Below are 22,572 nucleotides of genomic sequence, written 5' to 3' on the forward strand. Positions count from 1 at the left end.
CGGTTCCGGCTCAGATCAGCCCGGCCCGGATGGCCTCGGCCACCGCTTCGGCCCGGTTCCGCAGGGCCAGCCGCCGCTGCGCGTGCTGCAGGATGTTCTTGACGGTGCGCTGGGAGTAGCCCATCGCCGCGCCGATCTCCGCGGTGTCCTTGCCCTCCGCGATCAGCCGCAGCACGCTGACCTCGCGTTCGTGGAACGGCGCCGGGCCTTCCGTCAGGGCGGCGTATCCGGCGGCGAGCCGTCCCGCGGCGGCCGACGGCGCCGATCGCGCGGCCATGACCTCGGCGATCAGCAGTTCCGGCCGGGCCGCTCGATACGGCAGGATGCGGCGCACACCGGCGTCCGCGGCCGTGCGGTGACCGGACGGTGGGAGCGGTCCGGCGATCAGGATTCCGGGCAGGATGCCTTGTTCGGCCACCGCCCGCCGGAGCACCGGGACGTCCTGCCCGGCGGGGTCTTCGGCGGCCACCAGTACGTCCGCGCCCGGCCCGGGTGCCACCGCGAGCGCCGTGGCCTGCGAAAGGATGCCGACGAGGCCCGCGCTGGTCACGGGGTCCGCCGCGTAGACGGCGACCCGGAGGTCCGGCGCGTTCACGAGGCGTATCGGCCGTTCAACAGCGCCGTGGCCAGTTCGATCCGGGAGCGGTACCCGGTCCGGCTGAAGAGCAGGCTCAGCCGTCCGTCCACACTCTCGCGACTGGTCTGCAGGGTCTTCGCCAGTTGCTCGTTCGTCAGCCCTTCGCCGGCCAGCAGCGCCAGCAGGTGCTCGTTCTCGGTGGCCGTCTCCTCGTGGTCACCGGGGGGAGTGATCCCGTTGTCCCGCATCAGATTCCGCAGCCGCGCGCGGTACAGCAGCGCGTCGAGCGAACCGAGGGTCTCGTAGACGTCGGTGAGTATCTTGGGATCGGTCGCGTGATGCCGCACCAGGCGTTCGGCCGCGATGGCGAGTTCGAGCGGCTGTTCGCGTTCCCTTGCCAGCCACAGGCATTCGGCGTCCGGCTCCTGTCCGAGGCAGGCGCGGACCAGATGGCGATGCAGCAGCACCCGCCCGGTCGGCATCGCGGAAGCGAGTTCCTCCAGCGCGTCGAGTGCCTTCCTGGCGGCGGCCCGGTCGTTCTTCCGCAACGCGAGTTCGGCGAGATCGGCCCAGGCGATGTCCGTGCCGACGGCGAGCCCGCAGGTGGCCGCGTGCAGGCGTTTGGCGGCACGGTCGGTCTCGCCGAGCGCCATGTCGACCCGGGCCTCCGCGATGTCGAGCAGATGCGCCAGCATCGGTGCCGTGGCGCGGGCGGCGGTCAGCAGCTCCCGTGCCGCGGTGAACCGTCCCTGCGACAGCAGGACCGACACGGTCGACAGATGCATCGCGGCCGAGCCGGTGTCGTAACCGCGCCGCGAACGGTCGGCCACGCTGCGGTGGGCGAAGTCGATCGCGCGGGCGGGCTGACCACGCATGACCGCGAGCATCGAACGTTCACTGTCACGCAGCCCCGTTTCGGGGAAGTCTTCGTCGGCGAGCAGTTTCTCCGCGCGTGCCCGTTCGCCCAGCACCAGCAACGCGGTGACGTACGAGGTGATCTGGTCGTTCCGGTGCCGCCGCGCCGTCCTCAGCGGCCACCGCTCGCGTTCGGTCAGGTTCGCGCCGAACCGGGCCGAGCGGCCTGCCCAGAGCTCGGCCAGACTGCCGAAGAGTTCGCCCAGCATCGCGGAGACCGTCGATCCGGTCCGCCAGGAATCGTTCTCCGCCAGCAGTTCGGCCGCTTCCGCCCAGCGGTCCAGCAGGCTCAGCGCGATCGCGCTCGAGGCCACCGACCAGCCCGGCGGGTTCGTGGCGATCCTCGCCAGTTCGGCTGTGTTGCCGGAGTTGTGCAGCGCGCAGACGGCGATGGACTGGGCTTCCTGCGCGGCGTCGGCGGACAGCCGGTCGGGGAATTCCTCCAGCAGCCGCCGCGTCCCCGCCAGACTTTGTTCGTGGTCGCCGTTCAGGTGACACCACATGGTGTGGAGAAGGGTGACCCTCGCCCGCTGCGGCCGGTCTTCGGTCAGTTCGACCGCGGCGCGCAGCCATCGCGCGCCGCGGGTGGTCTGGTCGTCGGGCAGGAAGGCCGCGTTGTCGAGCAGTTCGGCGAGGGCACGGCGCGGGTCGATCAACTTGCCCGCCTCGGCGATCCGGTCGGGGAGGTAGTACGGGGCGGACGTGTGCGCGGTCCCGTTCCACAACGCGGTGACGGCGGCCGCGGAGAGCCGGCGGCGTTCGAAGGGCCCGAGTTCGGCGATCAGCGCGTACGCCACCACCGGCACGGTGAACCGCCAGCCCCGGCCGCGATGCAGGATCCCGTCCGCTCGCAGGGTTTCCAGTGTCGCGAGCGTTTCCGCGGGATCCTGCGCGAGGACCTCGCTGATCAGCGACGGCATCGCCGCACCGAGCGGGTGCAGTACGGCGGCCGCCTTCGCGACCGCGAGCCGTCCGGGGGCCAGCTGCATGGAGCGCAGCGGCACCGGGGAACCGGGGACGAGATACGCGCGCCGGTCGACGATCCGGATCGCGCCCTGCGCGCGCAGCAGGTCCAGTGCCTGGCGCAACGCGGCGGGCACCCCGCGGCTGAGTGCGTGCAACCGGTCCCGCAGGAGGGCGCTCGGAACGGCGCCCAGCGCCTCGACGGCGGGCCGCGTGATCTCCGCCGTCGTCAACGGCGGCAACCGCACCGGTTCCACCAGGCCTTCGGCGCGCAACCGCCGCACGATGGCGAGCCTCTCGGCCGCGTCCCGGACCGGGGTCCGCGTGGCGCAGACCAGCTTGCCCGGCGAGCGGCGGATCGACGCCGCCAGCTCCGCGAGGGAGTCTTCCCCCATCCACTGGGTGTCGTCGAGGAACAGCACATGCCCGTCGCCTACGACGGGAGGCCAAGGATCGCCGCCGGGCGCGAGGTCGCCGTCCGGCGTGAAGCGCACGGTCGAAACCTCTTGTCCAGACGCGGAAAGCCGTTCGGACAGCCGGGCGAGCAGGGTGGTCCGGCCGACGCCCGCCGGCCCGGTCACCCACACACAGGGCGCGCCCTTGCCGGTGACGCACTCCAAGATCCGCTCGGCCACCTCGTCCACGCCTGCCATCCTGAGCGGCGCGGACGTCCGCGACGTGGTGGGCGGCCGGGCCTGGCCCGTATGGCCGCCGGGTCCGCCCGAAAGCCGTCAGGCGGCGAGAGGACCGAAGACCAGCGTGCCCGGGGCCTTCGCGTCGTCACCCGCCCAGAACTCCAGCCACAGCGCGGCGAACTCGTCCCTGGACAGCATTCCGTCGCCGTCGGAGTCCAGCAGCGGGAAGGTGGCGTCGGTGTCGGTGGGGCGGCCGTTCCAGACCTCGATCAACTGGCGGTACTCCGCCGCGGAGATCAGGCCGTCCCCGTTCTCGTCGATCGCTTCGAACATCGCGTCGGCCGTCGCGGTCACGGCCTCGGGCGTGTCCGGAAGCCTGTCGACCACCAGGAGGACCTCGTCGAGGGTGACCTTGTCGTCGCGATCGAGATCCGACGCCGCCAGCAACGTCGTCCACCAGCTCAGCATGATGCCGGTCAGGCGCCGCTCGTCACCCGGGCCGCGGCGGCGCGACCACCGGTCGGCCAGCGCCTGGAAGTCCCGCTCCTGAAGGAAACCGTCGCCGTCGACGTCCATCGCGGCGAAGACACCCGAGATCTTGCGCCGCTGCAAGTCGCTTGCCATGCGTCCGAACGATAGGACCGGTGGCGTAACGGCACATCGGCCATTCAGGGCCACGGCGATCCACGATCGGGGGACGGCACGAGGAGCGCCGTACCGTGGGCAGCGACGACCTGCACCCGGAGGTGGCGGATGACGGACGAAATCGAACGGGCGGCCCACGCCTACTGTCCTGCCTGCAATCCGGACCCCGGCCTCGGTGAGCGGGTCACGGCGCTGTGCGGGGCCACCCATCCGTACTGGGGCCGTCGCGAGCGGCCGGTGAACAACTGCCCGGCCTGCGTGGCCGTCGTCGCGAAGACGGTGTACCCGTGCGGCCACCCGGGTGGTGGGAGATGAGGGCCACAGCGAGGTCGCCGTTTCCCCGGCCCGTCACCGGGTATCCGGAGGCAGCGGACAACGAAAGGGAGGCCACGATGAACGACAAGGCCGAGAACAAGATCGACGAACTCAAGGGCAAGGCGAAGGAAACGGCCGGGAACGCCACGGACAACGAGCAGTGGCAGGCCGAAGGCAAGGCCGAGCAGGGCAAGGCCAACGTCAAGCAGGCAGGCGAGAAGATCAAGGACGCCGTGAAGGGCGTCGGCGACTGACTTGTGGCGGGCTCGCGCGTGAAGGTCGCCTTCACGCGCGAGCCCCTGCGGTACGGTCCGGCTCATGGACTTCCGGGATTTCGACGGCATCAGGGTGCGGCGCCCTTCGGTGGGGCGCGACGACCTCGAGAACGAGCCCGCCGTGTTCCGGGGTGACTTCGACTTCGACTCGGTCCACCTCGACGGTGGCGACCAGGACGGAGTCCGTGGCGGGGGCGAGATCGTCCGTTCCCTCGTCTCGGACGTGAGCCTGGCGAATTCCCGGCTCGACAGGTTGACCCTTTCCGACGTGATCCTCGAAGGCGTCGATCTGTCCAACGCGGCGATCCGCGAACTGTCGGCCCGCCGGGTCGAAATCCTTCGCTGCCGCGCGATCGGGCTGGGAGTGGCGATCACCTCCGCGACCGATCTGTACGTCGAGGACGGACGCTTCGACTACGCGTCGGTGACGGTCGAGCGGGTGAAGGGCTCGGCCGTGTTCTCCGGATGTTCGTTCCGGGAGACGGTGTTCTCCGGCGACCTGTCCCGGCTGACCTTCGTGGACTGTGAGTTCACCGGAACGGAATTCGCGGCGACCGCCGCGGTGGACTGCGATCTCCGTGGTTCGCGCCTGTCCGGCGTTCGCGGTCTGGTGACCTTGCGCGGCGCGAAGATCACCGGGGAGCAGGCCGTCTCGGTCGCGGGGATCCTCGCCACCGAAAGCGGTTTGTCGGTTCAGCCCTCCGGATAGAAGACGAAGAGCGTGCACCCGGTCGCCGACGCGGGCACGTGCCAGGAACCGGCCGGAGCGTGCAGGAAGGTCCCCGCCGGGTAGTCGCGCGCTCCGTCGTTGAAGGTGCCGGAGACGACGAACACCTCTTCGGGTCCCGGTTCGTGGACGTCGCGGTGCGGCCACGAGGTGCCGGGATCCATTTCCAGCACGTTGGCGTGCGCGCCGTCCGCTCCTGTCCACAGTGGACGTAGCCGGATCCCGGGAAAGAGTTCCCGGACGGGGGATTCCTTGACGGGGACGGAAATGTAGCCCTCTTGGGCGAGGATCTCGGAGTGCATGGGTTCATCCTGCCGTGATCATCTTGCCGCCGGACAGTGTCAGGGAAGACACCATGGGGTACTTTTCTGCCATGCATCGCGTGATGGCACTGGTGCGGCCGGTGCAGTCGACCTTCGAACTCGGGATCGCCGCCGAGGTCTTCGGCACGGAGCGCGCCGGGGTGCCGCGGTACTACGAATTCGGCGTCTGCACGGAGAAGCCCGGGCCGGTGCCGACCACGGCCGGGTACGCGATGTCCGTGACGCGGGGACTGTCCGCGCTGGCGGGCGCCGACACCGTGCTCATCCCCGGCTGGTCCCCGGTGGAGGCACCCTTGACGGCTCCGGTGCGCAGGGCGCTCCTGCGCGCGCACGCCAGGGGAGCGCGGCTCGTCACGATCTGTTCCGGCGTTTTCGCGCTGGCCAGGACCGGGCTGCTGGACGGCAGGGCGGCGACCACGCACTGGGCGCGTGCTTCCCAGCTGCGGAAGGAGTTCCCGCGGATACGCGTGGAACCGGACGTGCTCTACGTCGATCACGGCGACGTCGCCACGAGTGCCGGGGCGGGCGCGGGGATCGATCTCTGCCTGCACCTGGTCCGGCGTGACCATGGGGCCGCGCACGCCGCCCTCGTCGCCCGGCACATGGTGATGCCGCCGCACCGCGACGGCGGGCAGGCGCAGTTCGTCCCGGCCCCGCCGCCCGGCGACGAGCTGGACGGTCTCCTCGACTGGGCGGGCGAACGCCTCGGGACGCCGTTGTCGGTGGGCGATCTGGCCGCGCACCTCAACGTCTCGCCCCGCACGCTCGCCCGGCGCTTCGCCGATCGGCTGGGCACCACGCCGGGAGCGTGGCTGCTGACGAGGCGCGTGACCGAGGCGCGCACCCTGCTGGAGGAGACCGGTCTGCCGGTGGAGGTGATCGCCGCCCGCGTCGGGCTGACGTCGGCCGTGAACCTCCGCCGTCGCTTCCGCGATCAGGTCGGCACGACGCCGGGCGCGTACCGGCGTGCCTTCCGGGGCTCGGTTTCGCCTTGAGCGGAACGGTGCACGCGCGCCCCGGCGGAATGTCACGATGATCGTATGGCGGACATCCTCCCTTTCCACCAGAAGCGTCCCGAACCGGAGCCGCTGTGGCGTGACGTGCTGGGCAAGAGCCTGCGCGCCGCGAGGGAGGACCAGGGCGGCCGTCTCGTCGACGTCGCGGAACGCGCCGGGATCTCGCCGCAGTACCTCTCCGAGATCGAACGCGGCCGCAAGGAACCGTCCAGCGAGATGATCGCCGCGGTCACCGGCGCGCTCGGGATCGACCTGGCGGACCTGCTCTTCGGTATCGCGGGCACGATCAGCCGGGGCGGCAGCACGGGGCTCGCGGTCGGCCGACGTCCGCGAGGCCCCGTGCTCATGGCCGCCTAAGCACGCTCGTCGAGAACCCGGTCCGCGAGCCCGTACGCGACCGCGCCCGCCGCGTCGAACACCCGGTCGCGGTCGGTGTCGTGCCGGAGATCGGACACGGCGCGGCCGGTGTGCGCGGAAAGGATCTCCTCCAGCTGCGTCCGCACCCGCACCACTTCGTCGGCCTGGAGGATGAGGTCCGGGATGGTGCCGCGGCCCTGCGCGGCGGGCTGGTGCAGCACCACCCGGGTGTGGGGGAGCACGAACCGGTGCCCCGCCTCTCCTGCGGCCAGCAGGATCGCGCCCGCCGCGACGGCCTGGCCGACACAGGTCGTGGCCACCGGCGCCTTGATGAAGCGCATCGTGTCGTACAGCGCGAGCATCGCCGACGGATCGCCGCCCTCGGTGTTGATGTAGAGGTTGATCTCCTGCTCGGGGTTGTCCGCTTCCAGATACAGCAGCTGCGTGATCAGCGCGTTCGCCACGCCGGAATCGATCGCGGTCCCGAGGTAGATGATCCGCTCCGACAGCAGATGCGAGTAGACGTCCATGATCCGCTCGCCCGCGGGACTGCGGGAGATGACGTTGGGGATGGTGTAGGTGCTCATGCGCCCGCACCCCTTTCCGTGCCGAGGCCGAGTTTGTGCGTGCGGACGGGGACGACCTGGCCGAGGCTTTCGACGATGTGGTCGATGAAGCCGTATTCGCGCGCCTGCTCGGTGGTGAACCAGCGATCGTGGAGCGAATCGGCGAAGATCCGGTCGATGGGCTGTCCGGTGTCGTCGGCGATGAGGCCCAGCACCGTGTCCCGCGTGTAGCGCAGGTCGTCCGCCTGCACCTCCACCTCGACGGCCGAACCGCCGATGCCCGCCGAACCCTGGTGCATCAGGATCCGCGCGTGCGGCAGGGCGAAGCGTTTGCCCGGGGTGCCCGCGGAAAGCAGGAACTGCCCGGCGCTGCACGCCAGCCCCAGCGCGAGGGTGGCGACGTCGCACGGCACGAGCCGCATCACGTCGCGGATGGCCAGCATCGAGGGAACCGAACCGCCCGGCGAGTGGATCCACAACGCGATGTCCTTGCGCGGATCTTCGCTCGCCAGTGACAGCAGCTGGGTGGTGAGGACCGTCCCGTTGTCGTCGTCGAGCGCGCCGTCGAGGACCAGGACGCGCTGGCTGAAGAACCGTTCCCGGAGCCGTTGGTCGAAGAGTGGCTGCTTCTCGTAGTCGGTCATGCCCCGACCATGCCGCCGGGGCCCGGCCGTCCGCCGGTTTCTCTGCTGTGAGCGGATCAGCCCACAGCAGGGCGCTTGGCCGGGACGAACCACACGGCGATGGTCAGGGGGATGGCGAGGACGAGAGCAACGACATCGAGGGTGAGACCCGGTTCCATAGCGAGGGCGAAGTGCTCCCGTTCGTGGTCGGAGGTGGTCAGCAGGAGCACGCTGAACAGCGTCAGCCCTCCGGCGGCGCTGATCATGACCTGTCCGTGGCGAACCCTGGCAAGCAGGAGACCGCCACCGGCCACCCCGAGCACACCCGCCAGGACGATGCCGACCCGGGCGAGCAGTACCGGCGGCCAGAGCAGATCGAACAGGAGATACGCCCGGTGGGCCATCATCGCGACGGTGAGGACGTAGAAACCGAACAGCATGCTCGCCACGCCTGCCAGGATCGCGGGCACCGAAGGCATGCCGAGCCCGGGAGAAGCCGGCCGCGGCACGGGGGTCTCGATCCCGCTCGCGGCCTGGGCCAGCAGCGGAAGCGCCTGATCCGGCAGCATGCGCGCCTGCGGTGCTTTCGCGAGCAGCCCGCGGAGGACGTCCGCCAGCGGCGCGGGCGTCCGGGTGAAGGGCGGCTGCTCGTTGACGACGGCGTACAGCGTGGCCGCGACGTTCGCCCGCTGGAAGAAATTCCCGCCTTCGCTCGCGCTGAGCAGCGTCACGCCGAGCGACCAGAGATCGGAGTGGGGAGTGCCTTCGTGCCCCGCGATCGTTTCGGGGGAGAGGAACGCGGGGGTGCCTGCCGGGTCGAGGGCCTTGGCGATCCCGAAGCCGGTCAGGTACACCGCGCCGTCGGTACCCACCAGGACGTTGGCGGGCCGCACGTCCCCGTGCACGATGCCCGCCGTATGCGCGGCGGTGAGCGCGCCGAGCACCTTCCCGCCGATTTCGGCCACGAACCGCGGCGGCAGCGGACCCGAGGACGCCAGCTCCTCCACCGTCCGTGCTTCCACCGGGTCCATCACGATGAACGCCGCCCCGTCCGCCACCACGACATCGCGGACGGGCACCACCGACGGGTGATCCACGGAGACACAGGCTTCCCGCTGGAGCCGCTCCACGAGGGCGGGCTCACGGGTGGGAAGCGGCAGTTCCTTGATCGCGACCCGGGCACCGTCCGGCCCGTCCTCGGCACGCCACAGCACGGCCGTCCCGTCGCGACCCAGCTCCTCGAGCAGGGTGTAGCGCTCGGCGATCGTGCGGGAAACTGCCGTCACAGTGGTTCTCCTCGAATCCTGAAGGGGTCTTCGAGGGACGCTAACCAGCGCTCATGACAAAACGATGAAATGGCCGTTCATCCATGAAGGACGTGCCCGGCTGGATATATTCACAGTCATGCTGACCTTGGCGGCCCTGGTCGACGACCCGGCGCTCGAACTGCGGGTGGTCGTCCCCGGCCGCGACGGGGCGCTGGCCGAGCAGGTGCTGTGGGTGCACAACACGGAGCTTCCCGACCCCGGGCCGTACGTGCGCGAACACGAGGTCGTGCTGACCAACGGCCTGTGGCTGGACCGCGTCGAGCCGGCGGAGTTCGTCGGGCGGGTGGCCGGTGCCGGAGCGGCGGGGATCATCTTCGGCCTGCGCGTGGAGCAACGGGACACTCCTCCGGAACTGGCCGACGCCTGCCGGGAAGCGGGGCTGCCCCTGCTGGAGATCTCGGTGGCGGTGCCGTTCACGGCGGTCACCCGTGCCGCGGCGGCGATCCAGGCCACGGACCGGCAGAACGCGTTGCTGTCGCTGGTGCGCCGAGGGGACGAGCTGACCTCGGCGCTGTCGCGAGGTGCGGGCGCGTCCGGCGTGCTCGCGGTCCTCCGTCGTGAGCACGAGCTTCCGCTGGCGGTCGTGGACCGGATGGGCCGGGAACTCGCGTCCGCCGGTGCCGGACTGGACGCCGGTCAGTCGCGGGCCGCGGCGGAGGCACTGGCCGGGCATCCACCGCCACTGGAGGCGGATCTCGGCGCGGGGACACGGGCCGCGTTGTTCCCGGTGGGCGCGATCGGCGACGCGGACGCCGCACTGCTGTGCCTGCGACCCGTGGCCGGACTGACGCGCGAGGAGCGCGACGCGCTGGAGCAGACGGCCCGCTACCTCAGCCTGGAGGTGGCCCGGCACCAGGCGGTACAGGCGATCGAGATGCGGTTCGCCGTGGAGCTGCTGGACATGGTGCTGTCCGGCGCGCAGCGCGCCGCGGAGGTGCCCGGCAGGTTGCGAGCTTTCGGCGTCGACCCGGACGGGCCGCTGGCGGTGATCGCGCTGGCGTTCGCGGGCGACGACGCCGCGACCCCGCCGGGGATGGCGGAGGCCGTGACGGACTTCCTGCTGGCGGACGGGCTGCCCGCGGTCGTGGCGGCGGGCAGCCAGGACGTCGTCGCGGTGCTGCCGTTCCGTTCGGGACGGCAGTCGCCCGCCGCTTTCGCCCCGCGGCTGGCGGCGGCGGTATCGCACCGCCTCGCCGGCGGGCGCGTGGTCGTCGGGCTCGCCGATCCTGTTTCCGGCGCGGCGGAACTGCGCGTGCCGTTGTCGCGCAGCCGCGAAGCCTGCCGAGTGCTCCGGGGCAGGCGCGGCGGCCCGGTCGCGGCGAGTTTCGCCGAACTGGGCAGCTACCGGCTGCTGCTGGAGTCGCACGACGAGCAATGGCGGCACACCTTCGCCGACGCCCTGCTCGGCCCGCTGCGCGAGCACGACCGCGTCCGCGACGGCGACCTGGAGACGACCCTGCGGGCGTTCCTCGATCACGACGGTCAGTGGGCGGCCACCGCCGTGGCGCTGTACGTGCACGTCAACACCTTGCGCAACCGGCTGGCCAAGGTCACCGAGCTGACCGGCCGCGACGTCGGGCGGACCGCGGACCGGGTCGATCTGTTCCTGGCGCTGGAGGCGGCTCAGTCCGGGTAGACCGACGGGTCGATTTCGAGGCGCCGCAAGGGTTCCGCGGGCAAACCGGGGTCGGCCAGCGCCGCGGCCGCCACGTCGCGGCACCGGGCGAACCGGACGTCGCCGAGGCCGAGCCCGAACTCGATGAGCGCGCGGACGGCCTCCAGCCGTCCCGGCCTGCCCGAAAGGAACGGGTGCAGGCACAGATTGAACAGGCAGCGGTAGCGGCGCATCGCGTCCAGCTCCGCGCGCCACATCTCCAGCACCCGCACCGGGGATGTGATCACCGAGCCGACCTGTGGCGCGGGTAGGAACGCGTACTGCTCCCAGTCGTCGAGCGACCAGTGCACCGGCAGCTCGGCGATCCGGCCCGCCGCGGTTTCGATCAGGTACGGCCGGTCGTCGGCCATCAGCGACGAGTCGTAGCTCAACCCGTGTCCGGCCACCAGCGCCGGAGTGTCCCAAGTGGACTCCCAGCCCGCCGCGCGATGCCCGCTGATCTCGATGCCCTGTGCGGCGAAGACCGCCATGCCCCGTTCGAAATCGGCACGCTGCTCGGCGGCGGTCATCGCGGTCGGCGGCCGGTGACCGTAGGAGTGGTGGGCCACCTCGTGCCCGCGCTCCACGATCGTGGCGGCGAGACCGGGCCGCTGTTCGGCGACCCAGCCCGGCACGAAGAACGTCGCGGGCACGGCCAGCTCGTCGAGCAGGTCGAGGATGCGCGGCACCCCGACCCGGGGCCCGTACGCCTGATGGGACATGGTCGAGAGGTGGTCGGCGTAACCCCGTCCTCGCGCGAGGATCGGGGATTCCGCGTCGACGTCGAAGGTCAGGGTCGCCACCGCGGCCGCGCCGCCGTGCCAGCTTGATTCGGTCACGCTCGCCGACTCTCCCGCCAGCGGCGCGCGTTCGCCACCGTGACCGTCGGGGAGACCATCGCCCGGTCGAATTCGGCCAGGGGTTCCGCCGCCGCGACGCGGGCGGGCAGATCGGGATTGGCCAGCGCGCCGTGCCCGAGTGAGAGCACGTCCGCGTGCCCGCCGGTGAGCACCTCGTGCGCCTGCGTGAGGTCGTGCATCCCGCCGTTGGCGATCACCGGCAGCCCGGTGACCTGCCGGGCGAGGGCGGTGATGGTGCCACCGTCGGCCAGTTTCGCCGTCTCGATCCAGTTCCGGCCCTCGCTGGCGATGTGGAGGTACTGCGCGCCCGCCTCGGCGACCGCGGCGAAGATCACTTCGGCGTCGTCGCGGCCGCCTGGCCAGCGATAGGTGAAGTCGTTGACCTTCGTCTGCGACAGCCGCACGCCGGTCACCAGCTCCGGAACGGCCTCGGCGACGGCGGTCACGACCCGGGCGGTCAGCCGGATCCGGTTCGCGACCGGTCCGCCGTAGGAGTCGGTGCGGTGGTTGGTGTAGTCGGTGAGGAACTGGTCGAGGAGGTACCCGTTCGCCGCGTGCACCTCGACGCCGTCGAATCCGGCCAGCCGGGCCCGCACGGCCGCGGCGGCAAAGCCCTCGACGACGTCGTCGATCTCGGCGGTGGTCAGTTCGCGGGGGACCGGCCACGGCCCGGAGCCGCCGTACGCGCGCATCATCTCCCCGCGTGGCCGGACGGCCGAAGGAGCGACGGTGTGCTCCAGGTGCGGATTGCCCTGGGAGATCGCCCCGGCATGCATGAGCTGGGCGATCATCCGGCCACCCGCCGCACGGACTCCGGCGGTGACGACGCGCCAGCCCGCGACGTGCTCGTCCCGCGCGAGGCCCGGCTGGTTGAGGTAACCCTGGCTGGCCGCGGTGTCGGGATAGGTGCCCTCGCTGAACACGAGCCCGAAGCCGCCGCGGGCGAATTCGGCGTAGTAGTCGGCCATCTCGCCGGTCGGGGTGCCGTCGGAGCCCGCCGAGACGCGGGACATCGGGGCCACGGCGTAGCGGTTGCGCAGGGCGAGGCCGCCGAGCGTGACCGGGGCCAGTGCGGGGTGTTCGACAGTGGTGGTCATGAGCGGGTCCCTCCAGTGTGGACGGTTTCGATGGCGAGCGGGGAGAGTCCGGCGTCGCTGATCCGGACGAGGTCCTGCGGGCAGGCGGAGACCACGACGACGCAGTCCATCTCGGCGCGCAGCGTCACCGCGTCGCCGGGCCGCGAGTTCGCGGTCAGCCAGTGCAGGCGTCCGTCCTCGCCGACCAGGACGCGCATGAAGACGTTGATCGGCTGCGGCGTCGGCCCGGTGAAGCCGAGGCCTTCGGCTGCCAGCGCCTCACGCAGGTTCGCGGCGCAGGACCGGTGCCCCGGAGCGCCCAGCGCGGCGTACCGGGCCGGGTCGCACGCCGGGATGAGCATGTCGTGCCTGCCGGGTGAGGTGTCTTCGACCAGCGTCAGGATCGGGCGGCGCCGGTCGGTCACGAAGGACTCGCCGACCGCGGGGAACAGCCTGTCGATCCCGGCGCGGGTGTGCGCCGCGCTGTGGTGCTCGGTCAGTTCGGTCCCGGTGCCGGCGAACGCGAAGACGTCGCCGACCTGGCCCCCGTCGACGTCGATCACCCGCACCAGATCCCCTGCGGCCACCCGGACGGCTTTGGCGGTCCGTGGTGGCACTTCCGTTCTGCTCATGCCTTCAGCAAACAGGTGCGGGCCGGCGGCTCGCCATGGAGAAATCTCCACTCTCCAGCTCGCTACATAGAGAAACCTCCATTCGGGAGGGCGTAACCCGCGCTACGACTACCGCCGCTACCTGACCCGCCTCGGCCGGGTCCGCTGGGTCGTCGAACGCGCCACGCTGGCCTGCACCTGATCAACGTCCGCAGACTCATGAAGAGCGAGCTCTGCGACCAGGTTGAACGCATGAGCTTCTGCGCGCGGAGCAGGTCCTCCTCCTGGAGGAGACTGCGGCCGCGTTGCCGACGGCACCAACGACGGGGATGAAAGAGCACACTCGTCGGGAAGTGATCAGCCGTCGGTGGGGCAGCCTCTTCAGAGGCGTTCGATGCGGTCGGCCTGCGGGCCCCGGTCGCTCTGACGCACCGCGTACCGGACCCGGTCACCCTTCCGCAGCGGCTCCGATCCCATGATCACGGACGCGTGGGCGAAGAGATCGTCGCCGCCCGCGTCCGGGGTGATGAAGCCGAAGCCGCGGTCGTCGTCGTAGCGCGCGACGACGCCCTCTCCGCCTCGTACGGGCACGTCCCGCGCCGCCGGTCCCGCGGCCGCGGCAGGTGCCGGCCGCTGCGGCGCCGTCTGGGGCTCCGTGCCCCGGACCAGGTGCACGTCGCGGGCCTGCGGGCCCTTGTCGCCACTGGTCACCTCGTAGGCGACGCGGTCGCCCTCCGCGAGCCACGTCAGCCCCTCGGCCAGGGCCCGGGCGTGAACGAAGACGTCCCCGGCGCCGGAGTCGGGGTTGATGAAGCCGAAGCCCTTGTCCTCGTCGTACCAGGCCACCGTGCCGTCGGCACCGTCCGCGCTACCAGCCGCGGCGGGTGAGCCGGCCCCTGCTCCCAGCGGTATCACGTGCCCGGCCTGCGGACCGCGCTCTCCTTCGACGATCAGGAAGGCCACCCGCTGCCCCTCGGTGACCACGCCGCCGGTCACGATGGCGGAGCTGTGCACGAAGATGTCGGCGCCGCCGCCGTCCGGCGACGCGAAGCCGTACCCCTTGCCCGGCTCGTACCAGTTGACGGTGCCGAGCAGGCCCACGGCGCTGCCGGTGGCCGCATCGGCGGTGACGCGAACACTCAGCGCCTGGGGCCCGCGGTCGTTCTCGCCGACCTCGAACACGACGGCCTGACCCTCGCGGAGCACTTTCGCGCCGCCGTCCCCGACGATCTCGGAGGCGTGCACGAACACGTCCGGCGAGCCGTCCTCGGGCGCGAGGAAGCCGAAACCCCGTTCGGCGTCGAACCAACGGACAGTCCCTTGCGGCATCAAAAACTCCAGGTCGAGAGGGCGGGCACTTGGCCCCCAGTCTCCCTGACAGACCTCCGGTCCGTCGGGCCGGGCCCACAGGCGGGCGGTGCGGAGCCAGGGGCGGGCCATTGGTTCACCTAGCGACACGCCGAGTTTTGAGACCAGTGTCTTACGCTGTGAGATACTTTCGACTTTGACCATTTTCGCGATACGGGGTTAGTGTTCGGCAATGGAAGACGTGGACGCGGCCGGTCTGGACTTCTGGTCGTTCGTGGCGCTGGCGAACCGGCGGCTCGCGCACGAGTACGGCTTCCGGCACCAGTTGGCGACCGAGGTGCTGCTGACCCTCAATCGCGCCTCCGACCTGGTGACTTATGATCTCGAAGCCGCGGTGCACCGGCCACGCGGCCGGTCGTGGTCGGCGTTCCGGCTGCTGTTCGTTGTCTGGCTCGCCGGGCCGCTCGAACCGACCGGTGCCGCCCGGCTGACCGGGATGAGCCGGGCGGCGGTGTCGAATCTGGTCAAGACGCTGGTCGCGGAGGGGATGCTCGACCGGGTCCCGGACGAGCGCGACGGCCGCTCGGTGCGATTGTCGCTGACCGACGCGGGGCACGAGGAGATGGTCTCGGTCTTCCGCGAGCACAACGAGCGCGAATTCGGCTGGACGAACGCGCTGACCGAGACCGAACAGCGCATTCTCGTCATGCTGCTGGGCAAGCTGATCACCAGCCGCGCCGAGTTCGGCACCCGGAGCCGCAAGTAGGCCTTCCCGGCACGCGGAGAACCGGACTACGCTGCCCGGTGGATAGTAAAAGCGTGAACTAAATCGGCGAGGAGGAGACCATGGTGGACGGCGGACGGATTCCCGCGCTCTTCGCCGGGCTGTGCGACGACGCCGCGGTGTTCCCGCCCGGGCTGGCCCCGCTGCCGGACGCGGTCGCGGCGCACGACGAGCACGTCTCCGCCTGGTACGCCGACCTCGTCGGGCCGCTGGTGGTCGCCGCCACCGGGCTCGGTGACCTCGCCGAAGTGCTGGGGGACCGGGCGGCCCCGCTGCGGGTCTCGGTGACCCTGCCCGGCGGGCCGGCGCAACTCGACGGCGTGCTCGAGGCCGTCACCTCACTGCCGGTGAAACTCGACGCGCTCGAGATCGCCGTCCCGGAAGGGATGGGCCCGGACGAGGTACTCACCGCGATTTCCCTTGCCACCGCAACGGTTTTCGTCGAAATCCCGCGCGACGAGCGCCGTGTCCCGTTGCTGACCGCGCTTTCCGGGACCGGTCATCACGCGAAGTTCCGCACCGGGGGCGTCCGTGCGGGCCTGTACCCCGGTGAAGCGGAACTCGCCGCCTCGGTGCGGGCGGCCGTCGGGGCGGGCGTTCCGTTCAAGGCCACCGCCGGACTGCACCACGCCCTCCGCAACACCGATCCGGAAACCGGTTTCGAACAGCACGGCTTCCTCAACCTGATGCTCGCCACCGACGCCGTCCTCACCGACGGCGACGCCGAAGCCGTTCTCGCCGAACGAAACGGCACGGTCATCGCCGAGAGGCTCCGGGAGCTGGACTCGGATCGCGTCGCCGCCCTCCGCGCGGCTTTCACGTCGTTCGGTACCTGCAGCATCACCGACCCCCTGACCGAACTGGCCGGACTCGGCCTGCTCGAGGCGCCCCGAGGAGAGGCATGACCACGATCGACATCCCCGCAGAATCGCTGTTCGGGATCGACAACCTGCCGTACGGCGTGTTCTCCGTCGACGGCGATTCCCCGCGCGTCGGTGTTCGTGTCGGCGGCTCCGTCGTCGACCTGGCCGCGGCGCTCGGCGACGACGTGTTCGCCGCGCCGACGCTGAACCCGTTCATGGCGCAGGGATACGACCGCTGGGTGGCGGTCCGGGAGCGGATCCGCGATCTGGTCGCCGGTGAGGTCCCCGACGGCGCGGTCCACGCGGTCGAACGGGTGACCCTGCACCTGCCGATCGAGGTCGCGGACTACGTCGACTTCTACGCTTCCGAACATCACGCCTCGAACGTCGGCAGGCTGTTCCGCCCCGACGCGGAACCGTTGCTGCCCAACTGGAAACACCTCCCCGTGGGTTACCACGGACGGTCCGGCACGGTGCTGGTCTCCGGTACGGACATCGTGCGCCCGAGCGGTCAGCGCAAAGCCCCTGCCGAAGCGGCGCCGGTGTTCGGGCCGAGCACGCGGCTGGACATCGAGGCCGAGATGGGATTCATCGTCGGCACCGGAACGCCGCTGAACACCCCGATCACCCCGGATTCCTTTCCCCGTCACGTATTCGGCGCCGTCCTGCTCAACGACTGGTCGGCCCGCGACATTCAGGCGTGGGAATACGTCCCGCTGGGCCCGCACCTCGGCAAGAGCTTCGCGACGTCCATCTCTCCTTGGGTGGTACCGATCCTGGCGCTGGAAGCCGCGCGGATCCCGCTGCCCGGCCAGACCGATCCGGAGCCGCTGCCGTACCTGCGGGAAAGCGACCCTTGGGGCCTCGACATCGACCTCGTCATCGAATGGAACGGCGAGGAGGTCAGCCGCCCGCCGTTTCGCGAGATGTACTGGTCGCCCGCTCAGATGCTCGCGCACCTGACGGTCAACGGCGCCTCCGCGCGGACGGGCGACCTGTACGGTTCCGGCACGATCTCCGGACCGGAGAAACACCAGCGCGGCGCGTTCCTGGAACTGTCCTGGGGCGGCAAGGAACCGCTCACGGTCAAGGGTGAGGAGCGCACCTTCCTGCAGGACGGCGACGAGGTCGTGATCACCGGCTCCGCGCCCGGCGCGAACGGCTCGCGGATCGGGTTCGGCGAGGTGCGGGGACGCGTCCTGCCGTCGAACTGAGCCGACGCGGCGGCTGTGACCGGTGTGGCGTCGGTGGAGAGTCTCGTGAGTGGCGTCTCGGGTTTGCCGAGGGCTAGGGGCAAGCGGGGTGTGTCGCGAAAGCCACTTTCGGGACACACGACGTCCCGAAAGTGGCTTTCGCGACAGGTGGCCGGTCGCCGGCGGGGTAGTGAAGGGGGCCTTCACGGACCGGTGAGCACCGCCGGGTATCGACGCCCCACCGGTCAGTTACCCGGAATCCCGTTGGGCGGCGGCCCGTCGTTCGCGGCGGAGTCGTCCGGCTTGATGGGTGCTTCGCCGAGGTCGGTCACCAGGACCGGCGTCAGATCCTTGCCGACGCCTCCCTTGAGCTCGACCACCGACATCCCGGAGATGCCCAAGTGGCTGTCGCCCGAGAAGCGGAACGGCGCCAGTCCCGGTCCCTCGAACGTCTTCCCGGACTGCTGGATCACCTCGACGAGGCGCTCGCGCGTCAGGTCCTTTCCGGCCGCCTGCAACGCCTGGACGAACGTGTACGCCTGCGCCATCCCGTAAATGCGGTAGTTCGTCAGGTCGCCGCCCTTGCCGTGCGCCTTCCAGACGTTCTGCCACAGCTTCGTCCACGCGTTGTCCGGCGCGTCGACGCCCGGCAGGTACTCGGTGGTGACCACGCCGTCGATGAGCGACGCACCGTTGGTGACCTTGCCTTCGGAGAACCGCGCGAGCAGTGAGCCGACGAGCGCGGGATCGGAGCCGACGTTGCTGTAGACCCACTTCGGCTTGAAACCGATCTTCAGCGACGCCAGCTGGGAAAGCGCGGTGTACGACGGAACGGTGAAGCCCAGTACCAGATCCACGCCCGCGGCCTTGAGTTTCGCGATCTGCGGCGCGATGTCCGTGTTGCCCGGCGAGTACTTCGCGACCTCCACGATCTGCTGACCGAGGTACCGCCGGGCACCCTTCTCGCCGTCGCGGCCGAAGTCGTCGTCCTGGAGGAACAGGCCGACCTTGGCGTTCGGCAGGTTCTGCCGCACCCAGTCGCCGATGATCTTGCCCTCGATCTCGTAGTCCGGCTGCCAGCCGAAGGTGAACGGCGCCTTCTTCGGATCGTCGCCCCAGCGCAGCGAACCCGACGACACGAACAGGTCCGGCACCTTGGAGTTGTTCAGGAAGTCGACGACGGCGCTGTGCGTCGGCGTGCCGAGGCCGCCGACCATCGCGAAGATCTCCTCCTTCAGCACCAGTTCGTCGGTGACCGCGCTCGTGGTGGTCGGGTTGTAGCCGTCGTCCTTCACCACGAACTCGATCTTGCGGCCGTTGACGCCGCCGTTCGCGTTCACGTAGTCGTAGTAGGCCTGATGACCGCTCGGGATCTCGCTGTAGCCCGGCGCTGCGACGCCGGTCAGCGGAAAATGCGCGCCGATCTTGATGGTCGTGTCGGTGACGCCGACGGTCGAGCCCTTCTGCTCGCCCTCGGGTCTGCCGCCCGCGCCGCAGGCGGCGGTGACCGTGACGGCCAGGAAGACGGCCACGGCCTTGGTCCAGCGTTTCATGAAGTTCTCCTCAGGTGGACGAGTTTCCGCAGCCCGCCGGCGAGACCAGCGGGTGCGAGCAGCACGATCAGGACGGTGACCAGGCCGTAGATCAACGGCGCCAGATGCGCGGCCTGCACGTCGGACAGGCCGAGGTCCGTTCCCGCGCCGGTCACCAGCGGCGGCAGGAAGGTCAGCAGCGCGGCGCCGGCGAGCGCTCCGGTCAGGCTCCCCAGCCCGCCGAGCACCACCGCGGACACCAGCAGCAGCGACAACGTCAGCGCGAACCCGCTCGGCGCCGCCAGCCGCGCCGACAACGCCATCAGCGCTCCGGCCAGTCCCGCGCATCCCGAGCTGACGACGAACGCGCGCACCCGGGTACGGCCGAGGTCGATCCCGGCGAGTTCGGCGGCCACGTCCTCGTCGCGCACCGCTCGCCAATCACGTCCGACCCGGCCACGGGAGAGGTTCGCCAGCAGCACGAACACGATGATCACCGCGGACCAGGAAAGGTAGGCGAGATAACGGATCGAGGTGAGTTCGTGGCCGGTGACGAAGTACGCGGCGTCCGCCAGCCAGACCGGGATCTCCGGCATGCGCACGGGCAAGCCCTGTTCGCCGCCGAGCATTTCGCCGAAGAACAACGGGATCCCGGGGACGGCGACGGCGAGCGCGAGTGTCGCGCCGGCGAGATACGGCCCGTGCAGCCTGGCCGCGGCGACGCCCACGAGCGCTCCGACGGCCAGCGTGATCGCCATCGCCAGCACCAGGATCACCGGCAGCGGAAGGAATTCCGACTTCAGCAGAAGCGCGGTCGAGTACGCGCCGACGGCCATCAAGGCGCCGTGCCCGAGCGACAGCTGCCCGTTGAGTCCGGTCAGGACGGTCAGGCCGCCCGCCGCGATCGCGAAGTACGCCATCGTGGTGAGCTGCGACGTGAGGAACGGCCCGGAGTTCTCCAGGACCAGCACGACGACGAGCAGCGCGGCGAGCGCGCTCAGCAGAGAACGGTGTCGCACGTCAGACCCTCCGTTCGCGGACGCTCGCGAACAGGCCACCGGGCTTCAGGAGCAGCACCACCATGAGCAGCGCCAGCGCGGCGAGCGGGACGAGCTCCGACCCGACGTAGCCGCTCACCAAACTCAGCGACAAGCCGAGGACGACGCCGCCGACGACCGCGCCGACCGGGCTGTCCAGCCCGCCGAGCACCGCGGCGACGAAACCGTAGACCACCACACCGTCCATATAGGACGGATGGACGAGGCCGCCGCCGGCGATCAGCAGGCCGGACAGCGAACCGGCGAGCGCGGCCAGCGCCCAGCCGAGGGTGAGCATCCGCCCGACCCGCACGCCGAGCAGGCGGGCCACCTCCCGGTCGAAGGCCGCGGCCCGCATCCGCAGGCCCAGATCGGTACCGCGGAACAACAGCACGAGCCCGATCAGCACCACACCGACGGCGGCGATGGTGAACACGCCGAACCCGGTCAGCGCGATCGTCGTGTCGCCGACCCGGAACCCGGTGAGGCCGAACGGCGCCGGGAACGACCGGTACCGCGAGCCGAACACCAGCGCCGCCAGCGCGTGCAGCACGATGAACAGCCCCAGTGTGAGGATGACGGCGTTGATCTCGGCCTTGCCGTCGACGAACCGGACGACGAACCGTTCCACCAGCGCGCCGAGCACGAGCCCGGAAACCAGGGCCACGGCGAAACCCGCCCAGTACGACCAGCCCGCGTCGATCAGGACCAGCGCCAGGTAGGTGGTGATCATCGCCATCGGCGCCTGCGCGAAGTTCACGATCCGCGTCGCCCGCCAGATGAGCACGAGCGCCAGCGCGAACGCGGCGTAGACCACGCCCAGCGTCAGGCCGGTGAGCGCGGTGGTCAGCAGTTGCTGCACAGGGCTCCCTTTCAGAATCCGAGGTAGGCGTGCCGGAGGTCGTCGTCCGCGACGAGCGCGGCCGCGTCCCGCCGGACGACGACCTGCCCGAGGTTGAGCACGACGCCGTGGTCGGCGATGGACAGCGCGCTGCGCGCGTTCTGCTCGACCAGCACGACGGCGAGTCCTTCGTCGTGCACGAGACCGCGCAGCAGGCCGAAGATCCGCGCCACGATCCGGGGCGCGAGTCCCAAGGACGGTTCGTCCAGCAGCAGCACCTTCGGCCGGGAGAGCAGCGCGCGGCCGATGACCAGCATCTGCCGTTCCCCGCCGGAAAGGACGTGCGCGAGACCGTTCTTGCGGTCGGCCAGCGCCGGGAAGAGGGCGTAGATCCGGCGGAGGTCGGCCGCCGTCGCGCGGCCGCGTGCCCCGAGGGCGCCGAGCCGCAGGTTCTCCTCGACGGTCAGTTCGGCCAGCACGCCGCGACCTTCGGGGACGTGCGCGAGCCCGAGCGCTGGAAGGTCCTCTGTGGACACTCGGCGCAGGTTCCGGCCCGCGAGCGAGATACGGCCGCCCGACGGCGGGACGAGTCCGGAAATGGTGCGCAGCAGGGTGGTCTTGCCCGCGCCGTTCGCGCCGAGCACCGCGGTGATCTCGCCTTCCACGGCCGAAAGGCTCACGGAATCGAGAGCGCGCACCGGGCCGTAGCTCGCCGAAAGGTGCTCAATGGTCAGCACCGGCCACCTCCTCGCCGAGGTAGGCCGCCTGGACCGCCGGATCGGCGCGGATCTCGTCCGGGGTGCCGCGGGCGATGACCCTGCCGAAGTCCAGCACCACGATTTCGTCGCAGACGCCCATCACCAGATCCATGTGATGCTCGACGAGCATCACCGACATGTGTTCGGTCAGCCCACGGACCAGCGCGCCGACCTCGTCGATCTCGGCCGACGACAGGCCGCCCGCCGGTTCGTCGAGCAGCAGCAGGTCGGGTTCGCTCACCAGCGCTCGCGCCAGCGCGACACGCTTCCGCACCGGGTAAGGAAGGCTCGCGGGATAGCGATGGGCGACGTCGGCGATGCCGAATGCCTCCAGCTGAGCCATCGCTCGCCCGGTCAGCGCCTTCTCGTCCTTTGTCAGGCCCAGCAACGAGGACCAGAAGCCGGATTTCGCGTGCCTGCCCGCCCCCGCGAGGACGTTTTCCAGCACGGTCATCCGGTCGAACAGGCCGAGCTCCTGCAGGCTACGGGCGATCCCGAGGCCGGCGAGGTGATGCGGGCGCAGCCGCCGCAGTTCCGCTCCGCGCCAGGTCAGGGTGCCGGTGTCGGGGCGGACGAAACCGCACGCGACGTTGAAGAGCGTGGTCTTGCCCGCCCCGTTCGGGCCGATCACCCCGAGCACCCGGCCCGGCGCGACGGTCAGGGAGACGTCCGACAGGGCGACGAGACCACCGAAGGTCACCGACACACCGGACATCTCGAAAGTCGACAGGGTCACGCAAGAACTCCCAACGGAGAGAGGAGGCCCCGGCGCGGGTGCGCCGGGGCCGGT

At 70.7% G+C, this 22,572-nt stretch carries 25 protein-coding genes and 1 pseudogene; 9 read left to right on the forward strand and 17 right to left on the reverse strand.

All coding sequences use genetic code 11. The features are described from left to right. Positions 1 to 10: 10 nt before the first annotated feature. The 3 genes from CVV72_RS02170 to CVV72_RS02180 form a co-directional block, all read right to left on the reverse strand. Positions 11 to 595 carry a helix-turn-helix transcriptional regulator gene (locus CVV72_RS02170; protein ID WP_219150795.1) on the reverse strand — a complete coding sequence of 195 codons (585 nt, stop codon included), beginning with the start codon at positions 593 to 595 and terminating at the stop codon, positions 11 to 13. Continuing rightward, complete coding sequence (locus CVV72_RS02175) at positions 592 to 3,108, reverse strand: hypothetical protein (protein WP_255632464.1); 2,517 nt, start codon at positions 3,106 to 3,108, stop codon at positions 592 to 594. Before CVV72_RS02175 ends, CVV72_RS02170 begins: the two co-directional genes overlap by 4 nt. A 78-nt stretch (positions 3,109 to 3,186) precedes the next feature. After that, positions 3,187 to 3,714: an EF-hand domain-containing protein gene (locus CVV72_RS02180; protein WP_219150797.1), complete on the reverse strand. Its 528-nt coding sequence runs from the start codon at positions 3,712 to 3,714 to the stop codon at positions 3,187 to 3,189. A 129-nt stretch (positions 3,715 to 3,843) separates the two neighbouring features. On the opposite strand from CVV72_RS02180, the gene CVV72_RS02185 reads away from it, so the two are divergent. The 3 genes from CVV72_RS02185 (at position 3,844) to CVV72_RS02195 (ending at position 5,034) form a co-directional block, all read left to right on the forward strand. Then, positions 3,844 to 4,050 (forward strand): hypothetical protein, encoded by a 207-nt coding sequence (locus tag CVV72_RS02185; protein ID WP_219150798.1) that lies wholly within the window; start codon positions 3,844 to 3,846, stop codon positions 4,048 to 4,050. A 77-nt stretch (positions 4,051 to 4,127) separates the two neighbouring features. Next, on the forward strand, positions 4,128 to 4,304 hold the full coding sequence (locus tag CVV72_RS02190) for a CsbD family protein (protein WP_219150799.1): 177 nt from the start codon (positions 4,128 to 4,130) through the stop codon (positions 4,302 to 4,304). 64 nt (positions 4,305 to 4,368) lie between these two features. Beyond that, positions 4,369 to 5,034, forward strand: a complete 666-nt coding sequence (locus CVV72_RS02195) for a pentapeptide repeat-containing protein (protein ID WP_219150800.1) — start codon at positions 4,369 to 4,371, stop codon at positions 5,032 to 5,034. Here the strand turns inward: CVV72_RS02195 and CVV72_RS02200 are convergent. After that, the gene (locus tag CVV72_RS02200) at positions 5,019 to 5,354 is read right to left on the reverse strand and encodes a cupin domain-containing protein (RefSeq protein ID WP_219150801.1); all 336 of its coding nucleotides are present in this window, start codon (positions 5,352 to 5,354) and stop codon (positions 5,019 to 5,021) included. The two genes, CVV72_RS02195 and CVV72_RS02200, sit on opposite strands and share 16 nt — an antisense overlap. 71 nt (positions 5,355 to 5,425) lie before the next feature. Here CVV72_RS02200 and CVV72_RS02205 point away from each other — a divergent pair, with 71 nt between their 5' ends. Beyond that, on the forward strand, positions 5,426 to 6,370 hold the full coding sequence (locus tag CVV72_RS02205) for a GlxA family transcriptional regulator (RefSeq protein ID WP_219153773.1): 945 nt from the start codon (positions 5,426 to 5,428) through the stop codon (positions 6,368 to 6,370). Between the two features lie 45 nt (positions 6,371 to 6,415). Then, positions 6,416 to 6,748: a helix-turn-helix domain-containing protein gene (locus tag CVV72_RS02210; protein ID WP_125682088.1), complete on the forward strand. Its 333-nt coding sequence runs from the start codon at positions 6,416 to 6,418 to the stop codon at positions 6,746 to 6,748. Here the strand turns inward: CVV72_RS02210 and CVV72_RS02215 are convergent. Genes CVV72_RS02215 through CVV72_RS02225 form a run of 3 tightly spaced genes read right to left on the reverse strand, consistent with a single transcriptional unit; the run spans position 6,745 to position 9,223 of the window. Then, a complete protein-coding gene (locus CVV72_RS02215) occupies positions 6,745 to 7,335 on the reverse strand; it encodes a ClpP family protease (RefSeq protein WP_016335566.1) in 591 nt (196 codons plus the stop codon). The two genes, CVV72_RS02210 and CVV72_RS02215, sit on opposite strands and share 4 nt — an antisense overlap. Further along, the gene (locus tag CVV72_RS02220; protein ID WP_219150802.1) at positions 7,332 to 7,958 is read right to left on the reverse strand and encodes a ClpP family protease; all 627 of its coding nucleotides are present in this window, start codon (positions 7,956 to 7,958) and stop codon (positions 7,332 to 7,334) included. The genes CVV72_RS02215 and CVV72_RS02220 overlap by 4 nt, the downstream gene beginning before the upstream one ends. Before the next feature lie 56 nt (positions 7,959 to 8,014). Then, entirely contained in the window at positions 8,015 to 9,223 is a 1,209-nt protein-coding gene (locus CVV72_RS02225) for a serine/threonine-protein kinase (protein WP_219150803.1), read from the reverse strand. Positions 9,224 to 9,341: 118 nt separating this feature from the next. Here CVV72_RS02225 and CVV72_RS02230 point away from each other — a divergent pair, with 118 nt between their 5' ends. After that, on the forward strand, positions 9,342 to 10,901 hold the full coding sequence (locus tag CVV72_RS02230; RefSeq protein ID WP_219150804.1) for a PucR family transcriptional regulator ligand-binding domain-containing protein: 1,560 nt from the start codon (positions 9,342 to 9,344) through the stop codon (positions 10,899 to 10,901). Here the strand turns inward: CVV72_RS02230 and CVV72_RS02235 are convergent. The 5 genes and pseudogenes from CVV72_RS02235 to CVV72_RS41465 form a co-directional block, all read right to left on the reverse strand. Beyond that, positions 10,889 to 11,758, reverse strand: a complete 870-nt coding sequence (locus CVV72_RS02235) for a polysaccharide deacetylase (protein ID WP_219150805.1) — start codon at positions 11,756 to 11,758, stop codon at positions 10,889 to 10,891. The genes CVV72_RS02230 and CVV72_RS02235 overlap by 13 nt on opposite strands. Then, on the reverse strand, positions 11,755 to 12,876 hold the full coding sequence (locus CVV72_RS02240) for a tRNA-dihydrouridine synthase (protein WP_219150806.1): 1,122 nt from the start codon (positions 12,874 to 12,876) through the stop codon (positions 11,755 to 11,757). Before CVV72_RS02240 ends, CVV72_RS02235 begins: the two co-directional genes overlap by 4 nt. Next, entirely contained in the window at positions 12,873 to 13,487 is a 615-nt protein-coding gene (locus CVV72_RS02245; protein WP_219150807.1) for a DUF1989 domain-containing protein, read from the reverse strand. The genes CVV72_RS02240 and CVV72_RS02245 overlap by 4 nt, the downstream gene beginning before the upstream one ends. Positions 13,488 to 13,847: 360 nt before the next feature. Then, complete coding sequence (locus CVV72_RS41900) at positions 13,848 to 14,567, reverse strand: cold-shock protein (protein ID WP_370641945.1); 720 nt, start codon at positions 14,565 to 14,567, stop codon at positions 13,848 to 13,850. A gap of 30 nt (positions 14,568 to 14,597) precedes the next feature. Next, a pseudogene (locus CVV72_RS41465) lies at positions 14,598 to 14,795 on the reverse strand (cold-shock protein); the annotation flags it as partial. 211 nt (positions 14,796 to 15,006) lie between these two features. Between CVV72_RS41465 and CVV72_RS02255 the strand changes: the two are divergent. The 3 genes from CVV72_RS02255 (at position 15,007) to fahA (ending at position 17,635) form a co-directional block, all read left to right on the forward strand. Then, on the forward strand, positions 15,007 to 15,540 hold the full coding sequence (locus CVV72_RS02255) for a MarR family winged helix-turn-helix transcriptional regulator (RefSeq protein WP_219150809.1): 534 nt from the start codon (positions 15,007 to 15,009) through the stop codon (positions 15,538 to 15,540). An 80-nt stretch (positions 15,541 to 15,620) separates the two neighbouring features. After that, positions 15,621 to 16,463 carry a hypothetical protein gene (locus tag CVV72_RS02260; protein ID WP_219150810.1) on the forward strand — a complete coding sequence of 281 codons (843 nt, stop codon included), beginning with the start codon at positions 15,621 to 15,623 and terminating at the stop codon, positions 16,461 to 16,463. Further along, positions 16,460 to 17,635, forward strand: a complete 1,176-nt coding sequence (fahA, locus tag CVV72_RS02265) for a fumarylacetoacetase (protein WP_219150811.1) — start codon at positions 16,460 to 16,462, stop codon at positions 17,633 to 17,635. Before CVV72_RS02260 ends, fahA begins: the two co-directional genes overlap by 4 nt. 224 nt (positions 17,636 to 17,859) lie before the next feature. Here the strand turns inward: fahA and CVV72_RS02270 are convergent, their stop codons facing one another. From CVV72_RS02270 to CVV72_RS02290, 5 genes are read right to left on the reverse strand one after another with little or no spacing between them, the layout of a single operon-like run. Continuing rightward, the gene (locus CVV72_RS02270; RefSeq protein ID WP_219150812.1) at positions 17,860 to 19,167 is read right to left on the reverse strand and encodes an ABC transporter substrate-binding protein; all 1,308 of its coding nucleotides are present in this window, start codon (positions 19,165 to 19,167) and stop codon (positions 17,860 to 17,862) included. After that, positions 19,164 to 20,165 (reverse strand): branched-chain amino acid ABC transporter permease, encoded by a 1,002-nt coding sequence (locus tag CVV72_RS02275; RefSeq protein WP_219150813.1) that lies wholly within the window; start codon positions 20,163 to 20,165, stop codon positions 19,164 to 19,166. The genes CVV72_RS02270 and CVV72_RS02275 overlap by 4 nt, the downstream gene beginning before the upstream one ends. A gap of 1 nt (position 20,166) precedes the next feature. Then, complete coding sequence (locus CVV72_RS02280; protein WP_219150814.1) at positions 20,167 to 21,045, reverse strand: branched-chain amino acid ABC transporter permease; 879 nt, start codon at positions 21,043 to 21,045, stop codon at positions 20,167 to 20,169. An 11-nt stretch (positions 21,046 to 21,056) separates the two neighbouring features. After that, a complete protein-coding gene (locus tag CVV72_RS02285; RefSeq protein WP_219150815.1) occupies positions 21,057 to 21,761 on the reverse strand; it encodes an ABC transporter ATP-binding protein in 705 nt (234 codons plus the stop codon). Continuing rightward, positions 21,748 to 22,497, reverse strand: coding sequence for an ABC transporter ATP-binding protein (locus CVV72_RS02290; protein ID WP_219153774.1), 750 nt, complete (start codon positions 22,495 to 22,497; stop codon positions 21,748 to 21,750). The genes CVV72_RS02285 and CVV72_RS02290 overlap by 14 nt, the downstream gene beginning before the upstream one ends. Positions 22,498 to 22,572 lie beyond the last annotated feature (75 nt).

The organism is Amycolatopsis sp. TNS106 (genome assembly GCF_019330265.1).
In the GTDB taxonomy this organism is placed as follows: Bacteria; Actinomycetota; Actinomycetes; order Mycobacteriales; family Pseudonocardiaceae; genus Amycolatopsis; species Amycolatopsis lurida.

What these genes read in the sequence shown, in the direction of transcription:
- CVV72_RS02175 (WP_255632464.1), bottom strand. Translation starts at nt 3,108, where the DNA reads ATGGCAGGCGTGGACGAGGTGGCCGAGCGGATCTTGGAGTGCGTCACC.
- CVV72_RS02180 (WP_219150797.1), bottom strand. Translation starts at nt 3,714, where the DNA reads ATGGCAAGCGACTTGCAGCGGCGCAAGATCTCGGGTGTCTTCGCCGCG.
- CVV72_RS02185 (WP_219150798.1), top strand. Translation starts at nt 3,844, where the DNA reads ATGACGGACGAAATCGAACGGGCGGCCCACGCCTACTGTCCTGCCTGC.
- CVV72_RS02190 (WP_219150799.1), top strand. Translation starts at nt 4,128, where the DNA reads ATGAACGACAAGGCCGAGAACAAGATCGACGAACTCAAGGGCAAGGCG.
- CVV72_RS02195 (WP_219150800.1), top strand. Translation starts at nt 4,369, where the DNA reads ATGGACTTCCGGGATTTCGACGGCATCAGGGTGCGGCGCCCTTCGGTG.
- CVV72_RS02200 (WP_219150801.1), bottom strand. Translation starts at nt 5,354, where the DNA reads ATGCACTCCGAGATCCTCGCCCAAGAGGGCTACATTTCCGTCCCCGTC.
- CVV72_RS02205 (WP_219153773.1), top strand. Translation starts at nt 5,426, where the DNA reads ATGCATCGCGTGATGGCACTGGTGCGGCCGGTGCAGTCGACCTTCGAA.
- CVV72_RS02210 (WP_125682088.1), top strand. Translation starts at nt 6,416, where the DNA reads ATGGCGGACATCCTCCCTTTCCACCAGAAGCGTCCCGAACCGGAGCCG.
- CVV72_RS02215 (WP_016335566.1), bottom strand. Translation starts at nt 7,335, where the DNA reads ATGAGCACCTACACCATCCCCAACGTCATCTCCCGCAGTCCCGCGGGC.
- CVV72_RS02220 (WP_219150802.1), bottom strand. Translation starts at nt 7,958, where the DNA reads ATGACCGACTACGAGAAGCAGCCACTCTTCGACCAACGGCTCCGGGAA.
- CVV72_RS02230 (WP_219150804.1), top strand. Translation starts at nt 9,342, where the DNA reads ATGCTGACCTTGGCGGCCCTGGTCGACGACCCGGCGCTCGAACTGCGG.
- CVV72_RS02240 (WP_219150806.1), bottom strand. Translation starts at nt 12,876, where the DNA reads ATGACCACCACTGTCGAACACCCCGCACTGGCCCCGGTCACGCTCGGC.
- CVV72_RS02245 (WP_219150807.1), bottom strand. Translation starts at nt 13,487, where the DNA reads ATGAGCAGAACGGAAGTGCCACCACGGACCGCCAAAGCCGTCCGGGTG.
- CVV72_RS02255 (WP_219150809.1), top strand. Translation starts at nt 15,007, where the DNA reads ATGGAAGACGTGGACGCGGCCGGTCTGGACTTCTGGTCGTTCGTGGCG.
- CVV72_RS02260 (WP_219150810.1), top strand. Translation starts at nt 15,621, where the DNA reads ATGGTGGACGGCGGACGGATTCCCGCGCTCTTCGCCGGGCTGTGCGAC.
- fahA (WP_219150811.1), top strand. Translation starts at nt 16,460, where the DNA reads ATGACCACGATCGACATCCCCGCAGAATCGCTGTTCGGGATCGACAAC.
- CVV72_RS02270 (WP_219150812.1), bottom strand. Translation starts at nt 19,167, where the DNA reads ATGAAACGCTGGACCAAGGCCGTGGCCGTCTTCCTGGCCGTCACGGTC.
- CVV72_RS02290 (WP_219153774.1), bottom strand. Translation starts at nt 22,497, where the DNA reads ATGTCCGGTGTGTCGGTGACCTTCGGTGGTCTCGTCGCCCTGTCGGAC.